The 25,031-nt window shown below is 42.6% G+C and carries 23 protein-coding genes; 14 read left to right on the top strand and 9 right to left on the bottom strand.

Translation table 11 applies throughout. The annotated features are described in order from the left end of the window. Nucleotides 1–60: 60 nt before the first annotated feature. Nucleotides 61–1,443, top strand: coding sequence for an MFS transporter (locus tag C7H79_RS01940; protein ID WP_242447091.1), 1,383 nt, complete (start codon nucleotides 61–63; stop codon nucleotides 1,441–1,443). After that, nucleotides 1,444–1,896, top strand: a complete 453-nt coding sequence (ssb, locus tag C7H79_RS01935) for a single-stranded DNA-binding protein (protein WP_106705611.1) — start codon at nucleotides 1,444–1,446, stop codon at nucleotides 1,894–1,896. 134 nt (nucleotides 1,897–2,030) lie between these two features. On the opposite strand, the gene C7H79_RS01930 is transcribed toward ssb, so the two are convergent. The 3 genes from C7H79_RS01930 to C7H79_RS01920 form a co-directional block, all read right to left on the bottom strand. Beyond that, nucleotides 2,031–2,237 carry a hypothetical protein gene (locus C7H79_RS01930; RefSeq protein ID WP_106705610.1) on the bottom strand — a complete coding sequence of 69 codons (207 nt, stop codon included), beginning with the start codon at nucleotides 2,235–2,237 and terminating at the stop codon, nucleotides 2,031–2,033. A gap of 398 nt (nucleotides 2,238–2,635) precedes the next feature. Further along, nucleotides 2,636–2,779, bottom strand: coding sequence for an FAD-dependent oxidoreductase (locus C7H79_RS19380; RefSeq protein ID WP_119983656.1), 144 nt, complete (start codon nucleotides 2,777–2,779; stop codon nucleotides 2,636–2,638). Between the two features lie 537 nt (nucleotides 2,780–3,316). Continuing rightward, nucleotides 3,317–3,541, bottom strand: a complete 225-nt coding sequence (locus tag C7H79_RS01920; protein ID WP_106705609.1) for a hypothetical protein — start codon at nucleotides 3,539–3,541, stop codon at nucleotides 3,317–3,319. Nucleotides 3,542–3,758: 217 nt separating this feature from the next. Here C7H79_RS01920 and C7H79_RS01915 point away from each other — a divergent pair, with 217 nt between their 5' ends. The 5 genes from C7H79_RS01915 (at nucleotide 3,759) to C7H79_RS01895 (ending at nucleotide 10,259) form a co-directional block, all read left to right on the top strand. Then, nucleotides 3,759–4,271 carry a peptidoglycan-binding domain-containing protein gene (locus tag C7H79_RS01915; protein WP_106705608.1) on the top strand — a complete coding sequence of 171 codons (513 nt, stop codon included), beginning with the start codon at nucleotides 3,759–3,761 and terminating at the stop codon, nucleotides 4,269–4,271. A gap of 373 nt (nucleotides 4,272–4,644) precedes the next feature. After that, nucleotides 4,645–5,763 (top strand): adenosyl-hopene transferase HpnH, encoded by a 1,119-nt coding sequence (gene hpnH, locus C7H79_RS01910; protein WP_106705607.1) that lies wholly within the window; start codon nucleotides 4,645–4,647, stop codon nucleotides 5,761–5,763. 42 nt (nucleotides 5,764–5,805) lie between these two features. Next, nucleotides 5,806–6,945 (top strand): glycosyltransferase, encoded by a 1,140-nt coding sequence (locus C7H79_RS01905; protein WP_106705606.1) that lies wholly within the window; start codon nucleotides 5,806–5,808, stop codon nucleotides 6,943–6,945. Further along, complete coding sequence (locus C7H79_RS01900) at nucleotides 6,923–7,558, top strand: ABC transporter substrate-binding protein (protein WP_242447090.1); 636 nt, start codon at nucleotides 6,923–6,925, stop codon at nucleotides 7,556–7,558. Before C7H79_RS01905 ends, C7H79_RS01900 begins: the two co-directional genes overlap by 23 nt. A gap of 40 nt (nucleotides 7,559–7,598) precedes the next feature. Further along, nucleotides 7,599–10,259, top strand: coding sequence for an MMPL family transporter (locus C7H79_RS01895; protein ID WP_106705605.1), 2,661 nt, complete (start codon nucleotides 7,599–7,601; stop codon nucleotides 10,257–10,259). Nucleotides 10,260–10,263: 4 nt separating this feature from the next. Here the strand turns inward: C7H79_RS01895 and C7H79_RS01890 are convergent, their stop codons facing one another. From C7H79_RS01890 to purM, 4 genes are read right to left on the bottom strand one after another with little or no spacing between them, the layout of a single operon-like run. After that, the gene (locus C7H79_RS01890) at nucleotides 10,264–11,535 is read right to left on the bottom strand and encodes an RsmB/NOP family class I SAM-dependent RNA methyltransferase (protein ID WP_106705679.1); all 1,272 of its coding nucleotides are present in this window, start codon (nucleotides 11,533–11,535) and stop codon (nucleotides 10,264–10,266) included. Nucleotides 11,536–11,572: 37 nt separating this feature from the next. Further along, on the bottom strand, nucleotides 11,573–12,289 hold the full coding sequence (locus C7H79_RS01885) for a DUF3108 domain-containing protein (protein ID WP_106705604.1): 717 nt from the start codon (nucleotides 12,287–12,289) through the stop codon (nucleotides 11,573–11,575). Then, nucleotides 12,286–12,924, bottom strand: coding sequence for a phosphoribosylglycinamide formyltransferase (gene purN, locus C7H79_RS01880; protein WP_106705603.1), 639 nt, complete (start codon nucleotides 12,922–12,924; stop codon nucleotides 12,286–12,288). The genes C7H79_RS01885 and purN overlap by 4 nt, the downstream gene beginning before the upstream one ends. A 23-nt stretch (nucleotides 12,925–12,947) precedes the next feature. Beyond that, nucleotides 12,948–14,006 carry a phosphoribosylformylglycinamidine cyclo-ligase gene (gene purM, locus C7H79_RS01875; RefSeq protein WP_106705602.1) on the bottom strand — a complete coding sequence of 353 codons (1,059 nt, stop codon included), beginning with the start codon at nucleotides 14,004–14,006 and terminating at the stop codon, nucleotides 12,948–12,950. 906 nt (nucleotides 14,007–14,912) lie between these two features. Between purM and C7H79_RS01870 the strand changes: the two genes are divergently transcribed. Both C7H79_RS01870 and C7H79_RS01865 read left to right on the top strand, forming a co-directional pair. Then, nucleotides 14,913–16,127, top strand: coding sequence for a succinylglutamate desuccinylase/aspartoacylase family protein (locus tag C7H79_RS01870; RefSeq protein ID WP_106705601.1), 1,215 nt, complete (start codon nucleotides 14,913–14,915; stop codon nucleotides 16,125–16,127). 361 nt (nucleotides 16,128–16,488) lie between these two features. Beyond that, nucleotides 16,489–16,668 (top strand): hypothetical protein, encoded by a 180-nt coding sequence (locus C7H79_RS01865; RefSeq protein ID WP_106705600.1) that lies wholly within the window; start codon nucleotides 16,489–16,491, stop codon nucleotides 16,666–16,668. On the opposite strand, the gene C7H79_RS01860 is transcribed toward C7H79_RS01865, so the two are convergent. Beyond that, entirely contained in the window at nucleotides 16,654–17,574 is a 921-nt protein-coding gene (locus C7H79_RS01860) for a cation diffusion facilitator family transporter (protein ID WP_106705678.1), read from the bottom strand. The two genes, C7H79_RS01865 and C7H79_RS01860, sit on opposite strands and share 15 nt — an antisense overlap. Before the next feature lie 389 nt (nucleotides 17,575–17,963). Here C7H79_RS01860 and C7H79_RS01855 point away from each other — a divergent pair, with 389 nt between their 5' ends. From C7H79_RS01855 to C7H79_RS01840, 4 genes are read left to right on the top strand one after another with little or no spacing between them, the layout of a single operon-like run. After that, the gene (locus C7H79_RS01855; RefSeq protein ID WP_106705599.1) at nucleotides 17,964–19,352 is read left to right on the top strand and encodes an aspartate aminotransferase family protein; all 1,389 of its coding nucleotides are present in this window, start codon (nucleotides 17,964–17,966) and stop codon (nucleotides 19,350–19,352) included. Between the two features lie 10 nt (nucleotides 19,353–19,362). Further along, nucleotides 19,363–20,427 carry an AI-2E family transporter gene (locus C7H79_RS01850; RefSeq protein WP_106705598.1) on the top strand — a complete coding sequence of 355 codons (1,065 nt, stop codon included), beginning with the start codon at nucleotides 19,363–19,365 and terminating at the stop codon, nucleotides 20,425–20,427. Nucleotides 20,428–20,465: 38 nt separating this feature from the next. Next, entirely contained in the window at nucleotides 20,466–21,143 is a 678-nt protein-coding gene (hda, locus tag C7H79_RS01845; protein ID WP_106705597.1) for a DnaA regulatory inactivator Hda, read from the top strand. Next, nucleotides 21,140–21,802, top strand: a complete 663-nt coding sequence (locus tag C7H79_RS01840) for a histidinol-phosphatase (protein ID WP_106705596.1) — start codon at nucleotides 21,140–21,142, stop codon at nucleotides 21,800–21,802. Before hda ends, C7H79_RS01840 begins: the two co-directional genes overlap by 4 nt. A 147-nt stretch (nucleotides 21,803–21,949) precedes the next feature. On the opposite strand, the gene lysS is transcribed toward C7H79_RS01840, so the two are convergent. After that, the gene (lysS, locus tag C7H79_RS01835) at nucleotides 21,950–23,455 is read right to left on the bottom strand and encodes a lysine--tRNA ligase (RefSeq protein WP_106705595.1); all 1,506 of its coding nucleotides are present in this window, start codon (nucleotides 23,453–23,455) and stop codon (nucleotides 21,950–21,952) included. Between the two features lie 382 nt (nucleotides 23,456–23,837). On the opposite strand from lysS, the gene C7H79_RS01830 reads away from it, so the two are divergent. Then, a complete protein-coding gene (locus C7H79_RS01830; protein ID WP_106705594.1) occupies nucleotides 23,838–24,518 on the top strand; it encodes a response regulator transcription factor in 681 nt (226 codons plus the stop codon). Nucleotides 24,519–25,031 lie beyond the last annotated feature (513 nt).

Here is a 25,031-nt window from a genome sequence, read left to right as displayed (position 1 = left end):
TCTATGTATGAGTCAACCTGCTAATATACCCAACTTTTTAAGAATATAACAACCTGATTCATGTCTGCATCATCATCTGAAAAAATGTCACCGGACGAATTGCGCGCAACCATTGGTTTGGCGGGTGTATATGGCTTGCGTATGTTTGGACTGTTTATCATATTGCCGGTATTTGCTTTTTATGCCGAGGACTTGCCTGGCGGAGACAATTATACGTTGGTCGGAATTGCACTGGGAGCGTATGGTTTAACGCAAGCTATATTACAAATTCCTTTTGGCTGGTTATCTGATCGTATTGGACGCAAGCCTGTAATATATTTAGGGTTAATTTTATTTGCTATTGGTAGCCTGATCGCAGCTAGTGCAATTGATATATATTGGGTAATAGTGGGTCGAATCATTCAGGGTTCCGGCGCAATCTCGGCCGCTATAATGGCTCTTGCAGCGGATCTTACACGAGAAGAACATCGTACCAAAGCGATGGCAACGATCGGAATGACCATCGGCACAGTTTTTGCCATTTCCCTGATTGCCGCTCCGGTTCTCAATCAATGGATAGGTGTGCCGGGAATTTTTGCCATGACCGGCATACTGGCGTTACTCGCAATGATTGTAGTAAATAAAATTATTCCTGATCCACGTATCAGCCGGTTTCATTCCGATACTGAAGTTTCATCTGCAAGCTTCGCAAGTGTGTTGCAGAATACACAATTATTGCGTTTGAATTACGGTATTTTTGCGTTACATGCTACATTGATGGCGCTCTGGCTGGTTGTGCCGCTTACTTTGCGGCAGGCAGGAATGGCGGCGAGTGATCATTGGCAGATTTATTTGCCTGTTTTATTACTGTCTATTGTTTTCATTATTCCGGCGATTATTTACTCCGAGAAGAAAGCCAAGTTAAAGCATGTATTTGTTGCAGCTATTGCTTTTTTACTGATAGGACAGTTTTTATTGGCCATTACGTATAATTCGATATGGGGTACAGCCTTAGCGTTATTGGTTTTCTTTGCCGCATTTAACTTATTGGAAGCTAGCCTGCCTTCCCTGATTTCCAAGATTGCGCCCGTAGGTGCGAAGGGAACGGCGATCGGGATATACAGTAGTACTCAATTTCTGGGTGCTTTTGCCGGTGCTGCGGCGGGTGGATATTTATTTGGTACGCATGGAAGCTACGCGTTATATATGTTCTGCGGATCACTACTGATAGTGTGGCTGGCAATGGCAGCAACGATGAAAGCACCTGCTGCTGTGCGTTCCAGGATGTATCCTGTGGTTGAAATGGATATTGATCAGTCACGTGAATTATCGCGTCAACTCGCAGCTATACCCGGTGTCTATGAAGCATTAGTATTAGTTAATGAAAGAGTAGCCTATCTGAAAGTAGACATGAAAGGCTTCGATGAAGAAAAGGTGAATCAATTGCTTGGGGAGAAAACATAAATGGCTTCAGTCAATAAAGTTATACTCATTGGTAATTTGGGTAAAGATCCGGAAACTCGTTACATGTCAAATGGAGATGCAGTGACCAATATTACACTGGCCACCACTGATACTTGGAAAGACAAGAATGGCGAGAAGCAGGAAAAAACTGAATGGCATCGTGTAACTTTTTATCGCAAGCTCGCCGAGATAGCTGGAGAGTACTTAAAAAAAGGCCGTTCCGTTTATATCGAAGGAAGGTTGGAAACCAGAAAATGGACGGATAAGAGTGGTGTAGAGCGTTATACGACTGATATTATCGCTAGCGATATGAAGATGTTAGGAAATCGATCAGGAAGTGGTAGTTTTGAATCAACTTCTGATCAAGAAGAAGGCAGTTCGATTCCTAGTCGATCTACTTCAGCCAAGGGTTCCAGCGGATTTGATGATATGGATGATGATATTCCGTTTTAACTGAATGATTGCATATGTTTAACCGCTTCGGTTTTAATTCTACACGTCGAAGTGTCGAGTTGATTAAAAGCCGGCAATTTAAAGTACGTGCATAATCGCTCGTTATTTGCAATGTGGAGCACTGTTTGAATATGTCAGCGTTCATCAGGTAAGCGGAATACTTCATTACGAAGTTCAGTAGAAGTCAGTTCGGTTTGACGGCGGAGGGGCAATGAGAATTCGATACTTGCGATACTACCACCAATTTCCTTGGCCATATTTCTAAATTCAAGTGCCAGCATATATTTTGGAACAATAAATGTCTGCTTAAATCCAGATTTAAAATGAACAAGAATTTTCATGACTTTTTCCAGGTAAATTTTATTTATTAAAGGGTTATGCGGTAAATTAACTGCGATTATGCTGCTTCAACGACTTAAAAAAAATAAACTTTAGCTTATGATTCTTCTATGATCATATTGATCTGGAATAGCAATTATTAGATGTAATCTGTATCTGTACATTTAGCGTATCATTATTTCAGATTGAAGCTTGCTATGAAGCTGCTATCGATATGGTTTTTCCAAAGTCAAACCCAGTATCCATGTGCAAAAAAAGCACTTCGAAAAGCAACTGCATGGCGCTCTTCTGTGGTTAATAAGCTCAAGAAGTATCGTTGTGGTTTATATGAATGAAGATGACCATGCCCTACTAATTGCGCCGAAATATTTTTGACTAGAAATGGTCCTTGACGGACGACCTAAACACCTGCTTTGGATAAGGGTGTCGGTTTAAATGCAGCGCAATCGCCCGCAGAAAAAATATCTGGGTGTGAAATGCTGCGAAGATATTCATCGACCTTTATAAAGCCATAGCTATCACATGCAAATCCGCTTTTTCTCAGTCAAGGCTGCGCGTCTGCATGAATAACCCAAGCGAGAAAATCATAGTCATGCCGCGTTTGGTCATCAAGTATTAACTGATCCTTAGCTGCCGAAATTACATGTTTTCGCTGAATAAGCTTAACCCCGCGCGTTTTTAATAGCCGAAGAAAAATCACGCACTTTCTTGTTGTGCGAGTTAAGAATACATGAATTAACGCAAATCAAGGTGAAATCGGCACGGATGGAAGTCATATTAACCAATCTATAGCGCAAAGCCAGCAATATCCCCATTCCAGCGGCACCACCAACAACAATACGTTGAAGCTGATTCGATTGTTGCTTCGCTGTAAGCTATTGTTGTCAATGTTGATGAAATTGTTTGGCCGATTTCACCGGGAAGCCGAAACTATTTGCGCCAGGGATACTTTGAAGCGCAAGTCGCGACCCAACATTTATCGACAAAACTTCATAGTGTAATCAAAGCTTATCTTGGCATTCAATTTGTTTTTCTGATGTGTCAATACGTGCGACCTCGGAATGGATGAGCTGTATCCAGTTCATTGGCAGAGCATCCGCAAACCGATATGGCAATCCTCAAATGCGTAATGTCCGGCAATGAGTCCAGGCAACATACCAGAGTAGGATGTCATCTCATCGCTACTGATAAGTGTTACTCGAGCATCGGTGAGTGGGTTCATCGCGAGTCGCTTAATTGCAATGATATGGCTATGACCACCACCGATCAGAAGTAACTCATTATTTTTTTGGGTTAAGCCTATCATTATTAACTTTTTTATATTGCGTTATGATCAGAAAAATGTGATAGTTCTCATCGCAACATTATAAGTTAATACAAAATACGATAAGCAGAATTGCAAATATGTTGCTTGGCTTCGAAGGGGAGTCTGGTATTGTTTTGAAATTGAAAGAATATTTCATTCCTCTTGAATACCTAGAAGTGGCTTGGTGGTTTGTTTAATATTTTTTTGGAGATTAGCAATGAATTTTTTTAAAACGAGTACATTAACGTCTTGTCTTGTTCTTTTTTTGTCTGCTGTGCTGTTAATCGGGTGTAAACCGATATTCGAAAAAAAACCTTTATCAGCTAAGGGTGATCAGGAAGCGGCTGCAGCAGCACCTGCAGAACCAGCACCTGCAGCACCAGCACCAGCACCAGCACCTATAGAGCCTGCCAAAATTGAAGATGTACAAAGTTTGCAAAGCTTGGATTCATCAGCAGCGGATGAAGTCGATACTATAATTACAGACATAGAGGTGAGCGTAGCGCCGGAGCCTGTTGTTGATGACGGCGACGAGGTCGTGAAACCGGATACAGCGATGATGCGTGATATTCAGCAGGCACTTGTGAATGCTGGATTTAACCCCGGTCCAGTAGATGGAAAGAGCGGTAATAAGACTGTAGCAGCGATAGAAGCATTCCAGAAAGAAAACGGTATTGCGTCTGGAAAGATAAACAAACGAACATTGCGTGCATTAGGCGTTGAGTTTTAAGTAGCAGCAACATTTTACTATTTTGTAAACACCAGGATCTTATAGTTCCTGGTGTTTTTTGTTGGCAGGTGTATATCAAAAGATAATCAATGGGTTGAAAAATATTTGCTATTGTAAGGGGTCATGTTCTATAGTTAAGAAACTGACTTGCATGGTACTTTCAGATTAAAATAAGCATATATAACCATTGAAGTTGAAAGATTCGCGTGTGCTGAAGAACTTTATCAGAAATTTCAAATTTTCTAGGCGGCAGTTCAGATAGTTTCCCGCGCTCTGTTAAGAATATGATGGGCGGACTGATTGTCAGTTTTGTTTCATACTTAATTGTAAATCAGATTGATTAATGTTTTTGAAGTACTTTTGGAGGTTATTCATGGGTGTCCCCTTACGTCAACAGATTGCAGTAGGTACGTACTTAATCAAGCAGAAACTAAAAGGAGTAAAGAAATATCCCTTAGTGCTGATGTTGGAACCATTATTCCGCTGTAATCTGGCTTGTGCTGGCTGCGGAAAAATCGCGCATCCCGAAGATGTGCTTGATCAACGCCTTTCCTATGAAGAGTGCATGCAAGCTGTAGATGAGTGCGGCGCTCCAATGGTATCAATCCCAGGTGGTGAGCCGCTGCTTCATAAGGAGATGCCGCAAATTGTGGCGGGTATTATCAAACGAAAGAAATATGTTTATTTATGCACTAATGCATTATTATTAAAAAAGCGAATTGATGACTACACGCCCTCGCCGTATTTGACTTTTTCAATTCATCTGGATGGCATGCAAGAACGACATGATGCTTCAGTTTGTCAGGATGGTGTTTTTGATCGTGCAGTTGAGGCAATTAAACTGGCTCTAGAAAAAGGTTTCAGAGTGACGGTAAACTGTACTTTGTTTCAAGGTGAAACGCCGGAGGATGTGGCTGAATTTCTGGATTATGCTATGGAACTAGGTGTCGAAGCCGCAACGATTGCTCCCGGATTCAGTTACGAAAAAGCACCGCAGCAGGATGTTTTTATTAAAAGCCAGGATACAAAAATATTATTTCGCGGTATTTTCGAATTAGGTAAAAAACTAAAGCGCAAGTGGCGGCTTAATCACTCAGCATTATATTTGGATTATCTTGCTGGGAATCAGGATTATGAATGTACTCCTTGGGGTAATCCGACGCGCAATGTATTTGGTTGGCAGAAGCCTTGTTATTTGCTGTCAGATGAAGGTTACGCAAAAACCTTTAAGGAACTTCTTGAAGATACTCCCTGGGAAAAATATGGTACGGCTAATAATCCTAAATGTGCGCAATGCATGGCGCACTGTGGATATGAGGCAACCGCTGTAGAAGATACCCTGCAGCATCCATGGAAGGCGATAATAGCATCACTAAAAGGACCTAGAACATCAGGCCCCATGGTAGCTGAACCAACACCAAAATGGACATCAGGAGAAAACAAAACGCCTAAAAAGCTTTCCGATATATCGGTTACACTCGTTAATAAATAGAGATTATGCTAATCCACATTTGAAAGTTCATTGTAAGCAAGAATGTTAGTGGAGTTAGTAAATTATCTGTCTGTTTTTGGCGCTTTGTGCTGGTGGCTGTTGGTGTTATTTCCATGGCGTCCATGGAGTACTCACGAGAAAATTGAAACTCAAGTACACGAGAAAGTGATTCTCGAAGAGATGCTGAGTGATATCACTGTGCTAATTCCGGCGCGCAATGAAGGTCCTTATATCGGACATACACTGCGTGGAGTTAGAGCGCAAAGTGAGAATGTGCATATTATTGTTATCGATGACCAGTCCGTTGATGATACTGCGGAACAGGCTAGGAAATGTGGTGCACAAGTGCTATTGGGTACTGCACCGCCAGCAGGTTGGAGCGGAAAATTGTGGGCGCTCGAACAAGGGTTGCGAGAAGTTAAAACGCAGTACACGTTGTTGCTGGATGCGGATATTGAACTGGCTCCTGGAATTGTGTCTGAGTTACAGCGAAAAGCGTGTAATGAGAACCTGGCGCTGGTATCACTTATGGCTGAGCCGCCTATGGATAATTTTATCGAACGCCTGCTGATGCCAGCATTTATTTTATTTTTCAAATTGCTATATCCATTTAGGCTAGCGAATAAAACGGAATCACGTGTTGCCGCCGCCGCAGGTGGATGTATTTTGGTAAAAACGCAAGCATTGCGTACCACAGGTGCGTTTGCCAATTTGCATAATGCATTGATTGATGATTGTACTTTAGCCGCACATATTAAACGTTCCGGTTTACGTACTTTTATTGGACTTAGCCGCGCGGCGCGTAGTCATCGCGGCTATCAGAAACTGAAACCAATTTGGGAAATGGTCGCGCGTACTGCATTTACTCAATTAAGGTATTCGCTCGTTTTGCTTATTATCTGTACATTGATCATGATTTCCATGTTTTGGATGGCTCCCTTTGCTTTTATGTTGTCGACTACTTTGGAAGTTTATATTGTGAGCATTTTGACATGGGCTGCTATGTTTTTTATTTATTTGCCCACTTTATTTTATTATCAGCGTTCCCCGCTTTGGGCGGGTGCCCTGCCAGTCATCGGTATTTTGTACCTTGCCATGACTTGGACATCTGCACTGCGGTATTGGCGAGGAGAACGCGCTTTGTGGAAAGATCGTCGTTATGAAAGTAAAACAAACACCTAAACTGATACGATGGTTACTGATCTTAGTAATGCTGCTAGCAATTCCTGCTGCACAGAGTTCACCCAATTCAGAAACAGACAGTCCGGAACAAGCGATACTATATCTGCAATCATCGCTACTCGAGGTCATGCGTGAAAGCGATCAATTGGATTACGATGAGCGCTTCAAATACTTGCAGCCTGTCATTAATAAGACCCATGATATTGATTTAATTATAAAAACAATATTGGGCGCAACCTATTGGTCACAGTTGGATAGTGCTCAGCAAGAATTAATGATTGAAACTTTCCGTCAGTTGAGTATAGCAACTTATACAGGGCGTTTTGTCCAGTATGAGGGTGAACAATTTCAGATTATTGAACAGCGTAGCCTGCCGCGAGAGCAGGTATTGGTGCGTAGTCTATTAACCAAATCCGATGGCGGTACGGTAAATTTCGATTATGTGTTGCATCAAGTAGAAGGGAATTGGCGTATCATTAACATTTTGTTTGATGGCGTGAGTGATCTGGCAATAAAACGTGGTGAATATCGTGCCATTCTGCAACGGGATGGTTTCCAGGCACTGATCGATATGCTTAAGGACAAAATTGCGCAGACGCGACAGAATTCGTAATGAGTTCTACCCTTTATTTTCAATAGGGCTATAAAAAAACGTGTCTAACTCATTGAATTTTAGTTATCGTTTTTTTGCTCGTTGGGCTGATATATCCTATCACTATGCTATCTGGATCATCCTGTTCATTCTCGTAACGGTAACACTGGGTTCGCTCTATGTGGTTAATAATCTTGGTGTTCATACGGATACGACTGACATGCTTTCCGAGGATGTTCCTTTTCGCGCAAATCATATCCGTTATCGACAGTCATTTCCTCAATATGAAGATACACTGTTGTTGGTATTAGATGCTCCGACACCTGAGCAGGCGCATTTGGCAGCAAAACGCTTTACCCGTTATTTGCAAAATGATGTTACGCAATTTCCTAATACTTATTATTTAACGGGGGAGCCCTTCTTTGAGCAGAATGGGTTGTTTTATAAAGATCTAAACGAATTAAGTCGAATTACCGATTATTTGGCTGCGGCACAACCGCTAGTTGCACGCTTGGCTGAAAATCCCACTCTAGTTACATTTTCTTCAGTTTTGAGAGATGCGGTCGAAGAATTGCGCAAGGGGCGTCAATTAGAATTAGAGCCTGTATTCAACGGAGTCAGCGCAACATTAGACGCACGGCTTGTTGATAAATCTCGTGCATTATCTTGGCAGGCACTATTAGGTGGTGAAGCGCAGAAGGATACCTACCAGGAGTTGATTATAGTTCAGCCCAAGCTCGATTATTCCCAGATATTTGCTGCTGAGAGGCCTATTGAAGCAATTCGCGCATCGGCGCAAGGTATGGGATTTACACCCGATGCAATTGAAAAGTTGCGCATCACAGGAGAGGTTGCGCTGGCTCATGACGAACTCAATAGTGCAATGCACGGTGCTCAAGATGCCGGATTATTGGCACTCGTATTGGTTGTTGTGGTGCTGTTGATTGCATTCCGCTCCGCAGGTGCAATATTTACAATCATAGTTAGCTTGTTGCTCGGATTATTATTGACAGCTGCTTTTGCGACCGTTGCCGTCGGACATTTAAACCTGATCTCGATTGCATTTGCAGTATTGTATATAGGCCTGGGTGTTGATTTTGCAGTTCATTTCCTACTCAGACTTGAGGAGATCAGAAAGCCTGAGCAGACTGTTTCAGAAGCAGTATATAAAACGGGCGGCGATATGGGGCCGTCGTTGCTCATCTGTGCACTGACCACTGCGATCGGTTTCTATGCCTTCATGCCAACGACCTATCGAGGTGTTGCAGAGCTGGGTTTAATATCGGGAACGGGCATGTTAATAAGTTTTCTGATCACGGTGACGATGATACCCGCTTTGCAAAGGTTTTTTCCGATTCGAATCAAAATAATATCGCTCTCTCAACCAATTAATAAAATTCTGGATTTACCAAGGCGTTCGAGAAAACTTGTGTACAGCGTAACCATCATCGCTATTCTGGCCTCCATCTTGGCGTTGCCGCATATCAAGTTCGATTACAATTTGCTGAATTTGAATAACCCTCACGCAGAATCAGTTCAAACCTTCCAGGAATTGTTGGAGGATGCAGAAGATTCACCTTGGCATATCAACATATTGGTCAATGATTCTCGGGAAATAGAGCAAATGGCACGGCAGCTAAAAGATTTGCCCGAAGTTAAAAGGGTTATCAGTATTTTGGATTTGGTGCCAGAGGAGCAGGAAGAAAAAAGCCTTTTGATCGAAGAAATGGCAATGATTCTAGGACCTATTTCTTTTTCTCCTACGGCATTCCTGATTTCGAATCAATATACAGTTGCGGAGCAACGAATGGCGCTGGATCAATTGAGAACCACATTAAGTCAGTTCATTGCTGAGCAGCCAGAACATGCGAACGCAGCTTCAGCCCGTGCCTTGCAAGCTTCTCTTACTGATTTGTTAGCGAAGTTAGACAAGCCATTGCTGGAAAATGGGGAAACGAGAGAACAGTTACTGCTTGAGGTCAATAATGATTTGCTAAGCTTATTGCCGGGCGCTATCAAACGATTGCAGTTGGCCTTGGCAGCACAGCCATTTGCGCAATCGGCATTGCCGACATCGGTAACTGAGCTTTGGCAGGGTAATGATGGTGTGTATCGTATTGCAGTTTATCCATCAGAAAATATAAATGACAATGATGCTTTGCGTAGGTTTGTTCGCGCTGTACAACAAATTACGCCAAACGCAACTGGAGTTCCCGTAATCAGCCTGGAAGCGGGAGAAGCCGTTGTAGATGCATTCATTCATGCGTTCTCGCTTGCATTGATTGGTGTCATACTGACGATCTGGATTATGCTTCGAAGCGCTACATCCACCTTACTAGTATTGATTCCGTTATTACTCGCGGCATTATTCACTGGAGCCAGTGCAGTAGTGCTGGGCCTGCCTTTTAATTTTGCCAATATTATTGCGCTACCGTTATTGTTGGGAATTGGTATCGATAGTAGCTTGCATATGGTATACAGGAGTCGGAACACTGGTGCGGGTTATGAAAACCTGCTGCATACCAGCACGGCTCGTGCTATTTTCTATAGCGCGCTCACTACCCTGGCAGGGTTTGGCAGTCTTATATTTTCTATTCATCAGGGTACATCCAGTATGGGGCAACTGTTAACTATTGGATTGCTGTTGACTTTAGTTTGTGTGCTGGTTATTTTGCCTATCTTATTGGAATCTGAAAGTGACAAGAAAGAGATCGCTGCCTGAACCTTTATTCTGCCTTAACCACATCTTTTCGTGTTAAAGTCGCAGCGAAAAAACCATCCGTTTGATGTAGCTGAGGTGATAGTTGTAAAAATTCGCCTGTATCTAGAGATATCTTTTGTTGAGACAACAACTCAGCGCAATTTAGCAGGCTAAATTGTGGGTTCGCAGCCAAGAATTCGTTAACGACAGCCTGGTTTTCTTCCGGTAAAAAGCTGCATGTTGCATACACCAAACGTCCACCTGGCTTTAATAAATTGGCTGCCGCCGCCAAAATAGCAGCCTGTTTAGCTTTGAGTTCATTAATGCTTTGTGAGGATTGGCGCCATTTTAAATCTGGATTGCGACGTAATGTACCGAGCCCACTGCAAGGGGCATCTACTAATACACGATCAATTTTTCCAGCTAATCGCTTGACCTTTATATCATTTTCATTTGTGATTCGTTGTATATGTATATTAGACAGTCCTGAGCGTTTGAAGCGTGGCTTCAAGTTGTTCAATCTTTTTTCTGAGACATCGAAAGCATAAATGCGCCCTTTTGAATTCATTAAAGCGCCCAGCAGCAGCGATTTACCGCCTGCACCCGCGCAGAAATCGACAACCATTTCACCACGCTTGGGTGCTAGCAAATATCCAAGTAATTGACTTCCTTCATCTTGTACTTCTATTTTCCCCGATAAAAAAAGTGTATGTCGATTGATCGCAGGTTTACCTGCAACTCTGATGCCGCAATGAGAGTAAGGTGTTGCTTGGGCGTCGATTCCTTCTTGTTTGAGCGTTTCCAGCACTTCGTCGCGTTTGGCGAGGATCGTATTAACACGGAGATCAAGCGGTGCGGATTTTTGTAACGAGATCCCCAAATCAAGAATATCCGTATCCGACATGAAACATTGTAATTTCTCTACTAACCATGCAGGGAATTCAGCCTGAATCGCCAGTGGAAACATATCCGGCTTGATAGCCTTGATTTCTGCCAGCCACTTAGCTTCCGTCTCGCTGATCATGGATGTCAATTCGCGTAAATTCATTCCTTGAAGCTTAACCAGATACGCTAGTGTTAATGCACGCGGCGTTTCAATCTTTGCCAAACTCTCAAGAAAAAAACGGTGACGTAAAATGCCGAAAACTGCTTCGGCGATGAATGCACGGTCCTGTGCTCCCAACATAGGATGATCCTGGAAGAAGCGGCGCATGGCTGCATCAGCTGGGTATTCCAGAGGAAGGATGGTACGTATGGCAACAATAACTGCGTCCAATAGAGAAGGATTAAAATGCATTGATTTCCTGATGCGTAATTGCGGCTGAAAGTTCGAATCATTCATCAGCTTTGTAGCTGATGTTAATTCCGGTTACTATTTTCTCGATTTCACGGCCATTCTCTTCTACCGAAACAATGCGAACAGGCAGCATATGATTATTTTGCGCAAGCCATATCTTTCTTTTAAGCTTGGAGCTTTTATCCTCTTGTCGGGTCAAGACAACTGTTTTCATCTTTCCAATCGGAGTATTGAGTGTTTCTTCAGTGATGGTGTAGCTTGATAATACCAAGCTATTCCCGTTTGGTAAGTAACATTCAATGTTGTGCTCAGGTAAGGGGGCAAACATAAAATTGTAGGATAAACTTAAGCGATCCAAAGTGCCTTCGGGTAATTTCTCATGCAGTTGCTGTTTCTTATGCTTTAATGTGATAGTGTGGTTTTTCCAATCAAAAGCAGCCAGACTAGGTTCTTTTTTACCTCGTTTTTCATAAGCGCGAGCAGGTCGCAGCCCTCTCTGGGTAATTATCCCTTCGCTATGTCGCACGATTCTGTTGGGTTCTAATAGCTTGAAAATACCAGTGGCTTGCGCTTCGCTATGAATACTATAACTATGACCGTCATCCGTATGCTTGATTTCCATTACCTCATTAATTTCTCCTTCACCGATATCTGTTGTCACGGCGTAATTGATTTCTATGCGAGAGGGCATGTCCGCAGCAGAGACAGAAAAGCTAAATAGGCATAACAGCAAAATCGAAAATAAAAATTTCATTCGGATAGTCCGGGCGAATAAAGCGTAAGTTCACATATACGGGAATCCAGCACTTCAACGTGATTTTCATTCATTATGATACGATCTTCCATAAACCAGCATACAGCTTGAGGGTAAATGCGGTGTTCCTGTTGCAAGACCCGTGTGGCTAATGTTTCTTCGGTATCACCGGGTAATACGGGAATGGCTGCTTGAATTATAATGGGGCCAAGATCCAGTTTCGGTGTGACAAAATGCACCGTGCAGCCGTGAATTTTAATGCCTTCCTGCAATGCTCGTGCATGTGTTCCTAGACCAGGAAATGCAGGTAATAATGAAGGATGAATATTCATTAATCGGTTTTGATAACGTTGCACAAAGCGATCGCTCAGTATACGCATGAAACCGGCCAGTGCAATTAGTTTTGGCTGATGTGCATCAATCCTCTCTGCCAACGCGGTATCAAATGTTTGACGGTTCGGGAACGCGTGATGATCGAGAACTATCGTTTCAACACCATATTTCCTGGCAATTTCTAACCCTCTTGCATTGGGATTATTGCTGATAACGATGACTCGATCAATTTGTGATCTGGCCTCTAGCAGCGCCAGCATATTACTGCCATTGCCGGAAATCAGGATAACTAGTGATTCCATAGTGTGATTGGGGAATTGCCTGATTAAACGATAATGGTTGCTGGCAGATTGGACGTGCGCTGGCTGATCTCACCTATTTGCCACACTGTCTCGCCTTCGGTGCGCAGGCTATTGATAGCGTGCTCAGCATCATCGGGCGCTACTACAATCACCATGCCGATTCCACAATTAAATACGCGTGCCATTTCGAGATCAGTAACATTGCCAAGTTGCTGCAGCCATGGGAATAACGGCGGCATTTCCCATGAGTTTTTGTGTAATACGGCCATGACTTGATCCGGCAGAATACGCGGTACATTTTCAACCAACCCGCCGCCAGTAATGTGTGCCAATCCCTTAACAGAAAATTGCTGAATCAGCTTCAATATTGGTTTTACATAAATATGCGTAGGCGTCATGATGATCTCAGCGATTGTTTTACCATCCAGATCGCTTGATAGGTCAATGCGATTTTTCTCAATAATCTTGCGAATCAACGAATATCCATTGGAATGCGCGCCACTGGAAGCCAGACCAAGCACAATATCGCCGGCCTGGATGGCGACACCACTAATGATTCGATCTTTCTCAACGATACCGACAGCAAATCCAGCCAAATCGTACTCATTATTTGGATACATACCGGGCATTTCCGCTGTTTCGCCACCGATTAACGAACAGCCCGCTAGTTCACAGCCTTTGGCAATTCCGCTAACAACCGCAGTAGCTGTTTCCACATTCAATTTACCGCAAGCAAAATAATCGAGGAAAAATAACGGTTCGGCACCTTGCACCAGAATGTCGTTTACGCTCATCGCGACCAAATCAATGCCTATCGTGTCATGTTGCTCTAGCTGAAAAGCCAGTTTAAGTTTGGTACCTACGCCGTCCGTACCAGAAACAAGAACAGGGTTTCGATATTTCTTGGAAATTTCAAATAAAGCCCCAAAGCCGCCAATTCCGGTGATTACCTCAGGTCGTAATGTACGCTTTGCGAATGGCTTGATATTTGCAACCAGTCGATCGCCTGCATCGATATCTACACCAGCGTCACGATAGGATAATTGTTTTGCATCAGGTTGATCAGAGTTGGAAGAAATCAAGTTAAATTCTCGTGTAGTTACTGAAGAAAAGTTGCATAAAAAAGTAATTTTAACGCAAATGAATCATGTGCATGAGATGGATGCAAGAATTCATCCGGGTATTGGCTTAGACACTGCCTGCTATGACGGAAATCAGGTCGGTAAGCGGGGTTGATTATTATTTACTTCTTTTGAATTTACAATGGGCTGATTGATGGTTGGAAACGGCAATTTATCGAACATAAGGCTAGTGGTTGTCCATAAGTAGAAGTGTTTGCAATAATAAGGAATAAGCACGATTCATTGATAGCGTGCCATTGGATAACTGACGCCAGAATGTGATTTATAATATAAATATAGAAAGTTTAATCATTCAGCGTTTGGAATTCAAGACGGTATCTGATTCCTTTTATTTGATCGATCTTTCTTCTCCGTCCGACTCGCAGTTGCATGACCACACCAATGCGTCTGAAGCATATATCTTCGTCATAGAGTCTGGTATTGTTCTGAAAAGTAGCTCAATGGCCTGATGGGTGCCTATTTTAGCCTTTTCAGTATGTTTTTTAGCGACTGATCAAAAATCCGACTCCGTAAAGTATCTAAACAGAGTTTTGGGTGTATGGATCAATAGAGTAGCATTACTCTAGTCTCCGATGTAACTTTGGCGTTAATGACGCTTTTGCCGCAGGGGCCAATGATATCGTATAAACTCCAATAATAACATAGTCTTGCATTTTATGCTTGCTTCAATTCAATCCTCGTGTTGTATTTATATTACACAATAAATTGTAATGTAAATTAACTGCTGTTTTAATTATTAAATACTAATTAATTACAATATACTGTACTTGAATTGAATATCTAATTGCTTAAAAAATAGATCGTTACTATTCGATGCGAATAGTTTATTTATTATGGGATTGCGCAATGTTAAAAAGAGTCGTCGGCCTAATCCTTCTATTGATTACAATCAATGGGTTCTCACAGCAAACATTTAAGCTTAATAGTGTCAACAATGAAGCTATTATTGACTCTGATTTCTTAATCGACTCTTCTGTAGCAAAAATCAGGAAACTAACCAACACTTTCGAATCTGAATTCATAGGACCGCTACAAACTTCATTTGTGTTATTGGATACTGCTGTACCGCCAACAACTGCAATGCGATTATCGTGGCAGCCTAATCAAGCTTCGGACGGCCTTTCCACGCCAACTCCAATTTTTGTCGTCAACGGTGCTCAGGCAGGGCCTGTGCTCTGTTTAACCGCTGCTATTCATGGAGACGAATTAAATGGTATTGAGATTGTAAGGCGCGTACTTTATGGCACTAATCCTGAAAAATTATCCGGAACTATCATTGGTGTACCTATTGTCAATCTGCAAGGTTTCCAACGCTCTTCCCGTTATCTGACTGATCGGAGGGACCTTAACCGCTTTTTCCCGGGGAATCCTCAAGGCAGTTCCGCAGCGCGGATTGCCTATTCATTTTTTAAAGAAATCATCAGTCATTGTAACTTTCTCGTTGATTTACACACGGGCTCAGCAAATCGTACCAATCTACCGCAAGTTAGAGCTAATCTGCTTAAACCGGACGTGGCTGAATTTGCTCAAGCTTTTGGTATATCTGTGATTCTTCATAGTGAAGGTTCTGCAGGAATGTTGCGTAATGCTGCAGTCGATATCGGAATTCCTTCTGTAACTTTAGAAGCAGGAAAATCCATGACATTGCAAGAACAAGCAATTCAATACGGCGTTAAAAGTATTCAAACCCTATTGGATAGGATGAATATGCTGGAAACTACTCATCCATTAGATACGCCGGACTCAATTTACTATCATTCATCGTGGGTGCGCGTAAATCATGGCGGCATTCTGCTTGGCAATGTCAATTTGGGAGATAAGATTACCAAAAACGATATCCTGGGTATAGTAACAGACCCTATTACAAATATACGCAGTGAAATAATTTCACCTTATAACGGTCGAATTATTGGTATGGCGGTTGACCAAGTAGTTATGCCAGGTTTTGCAGGTTTTCATATTGGTATCCAGGAATCAGAAGAAAGATCCGTCAGAATTAATAGGAATCTGGATCAGAAATTGATAGTTCAGCATTTATCTACAGTTCCAGACTCAGAATAAATCCAGATTCAAGCTGCCACAGCAAAAAGCGGTGTTTATATAAATGCGGTTAAAGTAGTGCCGACAAGAAATTTCCATAGAGGAGAAACAAGTTCAGAAGTTCATAAATATGATTTCCTGCCGCAACAATAACCCATAAAAGCAGCCAGCTAAGATATCCTCGTACCATTGCGTAAGAATATTATTTAAGCGAATAATTTTGTTTAATCTATTTCATTATTTTTTCTTCGTTACATGAGGATAAACAACAATACCTTCAAGTCACTCATAAGCCATCAAGACCATACTTGTATTTTACATCCAAGGCCCAATTAGAAGTACATAATAATCAACTGCCTAACCCCAGCGTGGTAATAATTTCATGGCTTTAGCGAAAAACCGGATTGATAATGAAGCGTTGTATAAAGCAGAAGCATTCTGGATGCAAGCTAACAACAATTTTGATGTACCAAATATCACTTCTTTGATTGAGTTTATATTCTCTTTACGCAGAATCTCACCCTCACTTAATCATGACGTTGATATCTTAAACCGCCTCTGATGGTGCTTGTTTACAGGGATGAGATACATTTCCACACTCAAACTGGATAGTAGTGTGCTGAATTCCAAACTGCTCACGCAATTCATTATTGATTTTAACCAAAAGCAAATCATCAATGACTGCATCTGGTTTGATCAGATGCACAGATAGCGCAATTTCCGTCGTACTCATTGCCCAGATATGTAGATCGTGGACTGCTTCAATCCCCGGAAGACTGGTGAAATAAGTCTCAACTTTGTCGGGTTGAATATTTGCAGGCACAGCATCAAGCGCAAGATTTAGTGATTCACGAAGTAAACTCCATGTGCCAATACCGATAATTATGGCAATCACAAGGCTCACGGCGGGATCCAGCCACAACCAATCTGTAAATTTTATGACAATCGCCGCCAAGACCACTCCAAATGAAACTGCAGCGTCAGCCACCATGTGTAAATATGCGCCACGAATATTTATATCCTGCTTTTGGCCGGACATGAACAGCCATGCTGTAACACCATTGATTACGATGCCCGCTGAGGCTACCCAAATGACTGAGTCACTTGCCACTGGTTCGGGATGGCCAAATCTGAGGATAGCTTCCCAAGCGATAGCGCCCGCAGCAATAAGCAATATCAGTGCATTAATCAATGCAGCCAAAATCGAAGTGCGGCGCAGACCATAAGTATGACGCTGTGTAGTTGGCTGGAGTGCCAGGACACTTGCACCCCACGCGAGTAATAAGCTCAAAACATCGCTGAGGTTATGACCCGCATCCGCTAGCAGTGCAAGAGAATTTGAAAATAGGCCAAAAATAATTTCGATTGCGACGAAACTTACATTGAGCACAATCCCGATTGCGAATATGCGTCCAAAGTTTTTTGGAGCGTGGTTATGATTATGATCGTTAGAGTGGTTATGCGCCATGTATTGATTCTCGTCCAACATGTGAAATTCTTAAATTAGCGGCCTAGCTATTATGTTTAAATAGCAGACCTATAAAATAATATAACAATCTACTTTTTTCTACTGCTAAGATTTTGTTTGGGTAAATAGTTAGACTTCATGTTCTACATCTCGATTTTAAATAGAAACATGTAAAATTTAGCCATCTTGTTGGGACGTATACATAACCATGAAACATAAACTATCATGATGTGTTTTTAGCAGCAGAGAGTGGCGCAGGGTGGTATGATCTACGCTAATTTTTGTTGTAGTAATACCGCCGCTGGGCGGTATTCGTTTTTTTCTTTCCGGGAACCCGTAGATTCAAACTTCCAGTTTTTCTGGCGGTTTTTTTAATGCAGAGGTCATTCATGTCTTTCAGTATAGCCAATCTGTTATCACAACATCGTACCGATAAATTCGATTTGCACGATCGGTATTTGAATGCTCAGTTGGTCCGGGTTTTGAAAACGATTGGTTATGATCGGAATTATGAACGTGCGGCGGGTCAATATCTGTATGACGAACAAGGTAACGAGTATCTCGATTTGTTGAGCGGTTTTGGCGTATATGCGTTTGGACGCAACCATCCAACCATTGTCAATGCATTAAAAGAGGTATTGACACTCGAGATGCCCGATTTGGTGCAAATGGATGTGTCGATTTTGAGTGGTTTGTTGGCCAAAGAGATTTTAGCCACGACGCCCGATAATCTTGAGCGGGTGTTCTTTTGTAATTCGGGTACGGAGGCGGTTGAAGGGGCGATAAAATTTGCGCGTTACGTTACCAAGCGCAATCGGATTGTTTGTTGTGATCATGCCTATCATGGGTTGACGATGGGAGCCTTGTCGCTGAACGGCGAGCAGATTTTTAAGGATGGTTTCGGTCCGCTGCTGCAGGATTGCGGCTCGATTCCCTTTAATAATCTTGAGGCTTTGGAAAAAGCGCTAAGTAACCATGATGTAGCCGCTTTTATTGTCGAGCCGATTCAGGGTAAGGGAGTAAACATCCCAGATGATAACTATCTGCCGGAGATCGAGCGCTTATGTAAAAAATACGGTACATTATTTGTTGCCGATGAAATTCAAACCGGTCTTGGGCGTACCGGTAAATTCTGGGCCATTGAACATTGGGGTGTGAAGCCCGATATGATATGCATGGCTAAGGCGTTATCCGGCGGTTTTGTGCCTGTCGGCGCGGTGGCCATGACGCAGGAAATCATGGATAGCGTATTTAACCGCATGGATCGGGCGGTCGTCCACGGTTCAACATTTTCCAAGAATAACATGGCGATGGCGGCTGGTCTGGCAAGCCTGGAGGTGATCAAAACTGAAAAGCTGGTGGAAAACAGCGCGAAAATTGGTAATGATCTGATCGGAAGACTCAATACGTTGACTGGTCAATATGAGTTTCTGAAAGGAGCCCGTGGCAAAGGTTCGATGATTGCAATTGAGTTCAAATCACCCAATAGTTTTTCGTTGAAAGCTGCCTGGATGATGTTGGAAGCTGCCAATAAGGGATTGTTTTGTCAGATGGTTACGATTCCGCTGTTCAAGGAACACAGAATTCTGACGCAGGTAGCGGGGCATGGTATGAATGTGATCAAACTTCTGCCGCCTCTTACCCTGACTCAAAAAGATTGTGACCATATCATCAGCGCATTGACCAAAACCATCGCGGATACGCATCAAGTGCCTGGCTCTATTTGGGAACTTGGCAAAAATCTGGCCAGTCATGCGCTAAAAGCAAAAGCTGGTTAAACTGTCTCCTATGGGCACTGAACATTCCGGAAGCTTGCATTATCTCTGGTGGTTGATATTGGCGTGCGTAACAGGCGGACTGATTTTTCTGCTCAGCCCGATCCTGACTCCTTTTTTATTGGCTGCAGTGATTGCTTATATCTGTAATCCGATGATGAGGCGCATGGCTGGCCGGAGAATACCAAGAACAGTGGGTGCGGTGTTGGTTATGTTGCTGTTGCTTGGAGTATTTGCCGCCTTGATTCTGGTTATGGTGCCTTTGTTTGAGAAAGAGGCGGGTCGGCTGCTGGATAAAATGCCGGTCTATTTGGATATGCTGAAAAACCATGTGATTCCATGGCTGGAATCAAGACTGGATATCAGCCTGCAACCGGATATGAACGTAGTAAGGGAAGCCGTTTCAGAACATTGGAAAAGTGCTGGGGGTGTGGCCGCAAAAGTGCTGCCTTCTTTGACCAGCGGTGGAATGGCAATTGTTGAGTTTCTGGTCAATCTGTTATTGGTGCCGGTAGTGTTGTTTTACCTGTTGCGTGATTGGGATATGTTGATCAAGCTTGTCGATGAAATGATTCCGCGTTATTGGCATGATCAGATTTCTCAGTTAACGCGCGAGACTGATCAGATTCTTGCAGAATTTCTGCGTGGGCAATTGTCTGTGATCATAATAATGAGTATTTGTTATATCACTGGACTTTGGCTGGTAGGGTTGGAATTTGCGTTACCCATTGGCATGGTGGCGGGTATTCTAGTATTTGTGCCTTATCTGGGCATGATCGTAGGTTTAACACTGGCTACTTTTGCCGCCGTGATGCAATTCCAGGACTGGGGCGGTGTAATTCCCGTATGGATTGTGTTTGGTATCGGTCAAATGCTTGAGGGCATGCTGATTACTCCCTGGCTGGTGGGGGACCGGATTGGGCTGCATCCGGTGATTGTTATTTTTGCATTATTGGCATTTGGCCAATTATTCGGTTTCTTCGGCATCTTGCTGGCGCTGCCGGTCAGCGCGGTAATGCTGGTGTGGCTGCGTCATCTACGTCAGCGCTATTTGGGAAGTGAGCTCTATAATTCGTAATGATTTGTTTATCGAGCTATGACGACTAGGTAATTATCATGCAACAGCTGTTGTTAGACATTAATCCTCTGCCGTTACCTACACTGGAAAATTTTCTGCCAGGGCGCAATGCAGAATTGATGTACATGCTGGCAAATATTCTGTCAGGGAAAGAAAAAGAACGCTTCATTTATTTGTGGGGTCATCCTGGCTGTGGCAAGAGTCATTTGTTGCAGGCAGTCGTTAGGGCGAGTACACAAAAAAACGTAGAAGCGATATATAGTTGCGCTAAGAATCATTGCCGGATATCCGTCGACAGCGCTGTAGATTGTTTTGCGATTGACGATATTGATTATCTGGGCGTCCCTGAACAGGCTGAATTATTTAGTCTGTATAATCAGTTGCGCGATGAGGGCCATGCATTGCTGCTGGTAAGCGGATCCATTGCGCCGGCATATCTGAATATGCGACAGGATCTGGTTACCCGCTTGGGCTGGGGGTTAGTGTATCAGGTGCATGAATTAACGGAAGAAGAAAAAATACAGGCGATGCAGGCACATGCTGCTGATTGTGGTTTTACGTTGTCTCAGGAAATTTGTCTTTATTTATTACAGCACAGTCAACGCGATTTGCCGTCGTTGATGATGACACTGAATGCGTTGGACCGTTATTCTCTGGTTCATCAGCGTCCCATAACCATACCTTTGTTACGAGAATTATTACAGGTGGATTCATGAACTTAGCATTATTTGATCTGGATAACACGTTAATCGCAGGCGATAGTGATTTTCAGTGGGCACAATTTCTGATAGAAAAGAAAGCATTGGATCGTGAGTTGCACGAAGCCAAGAACATTGAATTTTATGAGCAATATAAAGCGGGAACGCTGGATATACACGAATTTCTGGATTTTCAGTTAAAACCCCTGGCACGGCACTCACGTGCTCAACTGGAGGTTTGGCGCAGTGAATTCATGTGCAAGAAAATTATGCCGTTAATTGCGCCAGGCACGCGGCAGTTAATCGAAAGGCATATGCTGGATAATGATTTGTGCATCATCATTACTGCAACTAATAGTTTTGTCACGGCCCCAATTGCCCAGGCGCTCGGCATCAGTCATTTGATTGCGACTGAGCCGGAAGAGAAAGATGGTGAGTTTACCGGCCGGGTTTCTGGAATACCATCATTCAGAGAAGGAAAAGTCGAGCGGCTGGAGGAGTGGCTGGATGTACATAATCTCACCTGGCTATCGTTTCTCCGAAGCTGGTTTTACAGTGATTCTCTCAATGATTTGCCCTTGCTTTGCAAAGTGACGCATCCGGTTGCTGTAGATCCGGATCCCACTCTGAAGAGGCACGCAGAAAGCAATGACTGGCCGATAATTAGTTTGCGTTAACAGATAGCCGACTGTTGTTAGACTATCTGCATTGCTGCCGCGGTGTTAAAGGCAGACTCAAGATGCGCTTTATTATGCATAAACTATGCTTCTTTTACCTGTCTTTGCCTTGCATCAGTTGCTTTTGAAACGTTTTTCAGTGACCTGTTAATCTTCCTGCCTTAATTGCGGAAACAAAATGACATCGCGAATACTCGGACTGTCGGTTAACAACATGACCAGGCGATCGATGCCAATACCCTCACCAGCAGTGGGCGGCAAGCCAAATTCCAGCGCACGGATATAGTCTGCATCATAATGCATCGCTTCACTATCGCCAGCATCCTTGGCTTTGGCCTGCTCCAGGAAACGTGCTGCCTGATCTTCCGGATCGTTCAATTCGGAGAATCCATTGGCGATTTCTCGTCCGGCGATATACAGCTCAAAACGGTCGGTGATTTCAGGGTTGCTGTCGTTGCGGCGCGCTAAAGGGGATACTTCCGCGGGGTAATCGACGATAAAGGTGGGTTCAAATAACAGATGTTCGGTGGTTTCATCGAATAACGTTAGTTGCAAGCCGCCGATACCATCTTTAGGATTGAAGTGAATATTCAATGTCTGCAATCTATTAATCAGAAAGTCACGGTCATTTAATTGTGCGGCAGTATAATCCGGATAAAATTTCTGAATGGCCTGGGGGATGGTCAAGCGCATGTAGGGCTTGGATAAATCCATTGCTTTGCCTTGGTAGGAAATTCGCGTGGTACCCAGTACTCGCTTGGCTACGTGCGCCAGCATTTGCTCGGTGAAATCCATCAGATAAGTAAAATCCTGGTAGGCTTCATAGAATTCCAGCATGGTAAATTCAGGATTATGTCGCGTAGAAATGCCTTCGTTGCGAAAATTTCTATTAATTTCAAAAACTTTTTCCATTCCACCCACAACCAGACGTTTTAGATATAGCTCGGGAGCGATGCGCAAAAACAGCGCCATATCCAATGCGTTATGATGTGTGGAAAACGGTCTTGCCGATGCTCCTCCAGGAATTGGGTGCATCATCGGTGTTTCAACCTCCAGATAATCGTGTTCAACAAAGAACTCACGAATTGCCTGGATTACTTTGGAACGGATAGCAAATACTTTGCGTGTTTCTTCGTTAGTAATCAAATCAAGGTAACGTTGACGATATTTTTGTTCCTGGTCGGCCAGGCCATGAAATTTTTCCGGTAGTGGACGCAAGGATTTTGTTAGTAATTGTAAATCAGTGACCCGAATTGAGAGTTCACCCGTTTTGGTTTTGAACAAAGCGCCTTGTGCACCCAGAATATCACCCAGATCGTAATGCTTGAATGCTGCGTGCACAGGTTCTCCGGTGTGATCATTCGAGATATACAACTGAATGCGCCCGCTCATATCCTGTATGGTTGCAAAACTGGCTTTACCCATGACGCGTTTTAGCACCATGCGGCCTGCTATTTTTACAATCGCTGGCTGTTCTTCTAGTTGTTCTTTAGAGAACTCATTAAATTGTTTAAATAATTCTGAAGTTAAGTGATCGCGTCTGAATGTATTAGGAAAAGCATTGTTGGTCTGGCGTATTTCAGTCAGTTTGGCACGGCGCTCTGCGATAATTTGATTTTCATCCCGGATGACCGGTGGATTTTCTTGGATCATATTAAGTTGTTGTATGGAAGATACATTTAAAAGCAGTTATTTATTTGATGGGATTACTTGCCAAAATTATTTCTGGTTTAATTATTTTGCAACTGAGGTGGTTAACTTTTTAAGTTTACTATCGGTCCGTATTATATACATTCTGTTTTGAGGTGTGCTCAGATGTGTGATTTATCATAAGATATTATTATTGTATGACCTAAACTTATTAAAACTCATGTCGTATGTAAGCATGCAATATTAACTGATAAATAACATGTTTTATAATTTTTGTAGATTTGTTGTATGAATCTTCACAAAACCTTATGCAAGAATTCACATAAATTTAACACCCTGTAAGTAATAATGGTTATTCTAGTTTTACGTTTATTTATAGGCATCAATGTTTACTGAATCGATTTCAAACATATTGTCTACTGATCGTATTAAAGTTCTTCTGATCGACCCGCATCCGATTGTTTTATTCGGATTAAGTGCGATGCTCGAGGACAGTGAGGACTTTGAAGTTGTGGAAAGGTTTGATTCAGCGGATCGTGTTAGGGAAGTATTGAAGCTACAGAAGAAACCTGATTTGGTACTGATGGATCCTCATGTGCCTGGAGTTGACGGTCTTAATCAGGTAAAACAGGTAAAAACTCTGCTTGGAAATGAGATCAAAATAGTCATATATACTGCTGCAGTCAATCAGGCAGAGACCTGTGATCTGATCAGAATGGGCATAAAAGGTATTTTGCTCAAGGAAATGTCAATTTTACAAATCCCGCAATGTCTAAAAAAAGTACACGTTGGTGGAGAATGGTTGGATCGCCGTTCCATGAGGATGGCGTTCGAACAGATTTTGCAACGAGAATCAGCGCATCAAGTTGTTTCTACACACTTATCCAGTCGTGAAATGTGTCTGGCTGCTTTAATTGCAAAAGGTTATAGCAGTAAATCGGCCGCGCGGGAATTACAGATTACCGAAGGCTCGGTGCGGGTTTATCTCAATCGTATTTATTCTAAATTACATATTTCCAGTCGCCTGCAGTTGGCGCTTCTCTATAAGGAAAACGGACTGAATTAATAACTCAATCCGCATCGCCAGCATAGTAATTGTAAAGCACTCCTAAATTCTCAATAATCATTTCAACTGAAAATAGTGAGATCTACTTTTTTCGGTTGAATGATTTGCAAAAACTCATTCCGAGTAATCAACAAATTCTGTCCAGCCAGTCAACTCAATAAATTCGTCTGCCTGTTTCCGAGATGGTGCTGATGACATGTTGCAATTTGGCAAATGACTGCTGTTGTTTTGCAAGACATTTTTTGAGAGTAAGTAAATTCCTATACATTATTCTTACGCAAACAGGTGGCTAGAGAATGCCCCGGTCTGCACAATTTTTAATCAATTTTGTTAACATCTGATAACGGGTTAAATTAACATCCTGTAGCTATCTTCGCATTAAATTAATCCCTATTCTCCATTGCGCATACATGGCCATATTACAAAAATGACGTTTGTGGGTGCTGTAAAAACGAACGTCATGACTAGTAATCAGTTTTTGAGCAAATGCCGATCAATAAAGAGCTTAAGTAT

It is taken from the genome of Nitrosomonas supralitoralis, assembly GCF_003011925.2.
GTDB classification, from domain to species: domain Bacteria; phylum Pseudomonadota; class Gammaproteobacteria; order Burkholderiales; family Nitrosomonadaceae; genus Nitrosomonas; species Nitrosomonas supralitoralis.
This window is presented reverse-complemented; position numbering and strand designations above follow the sequence as displayed.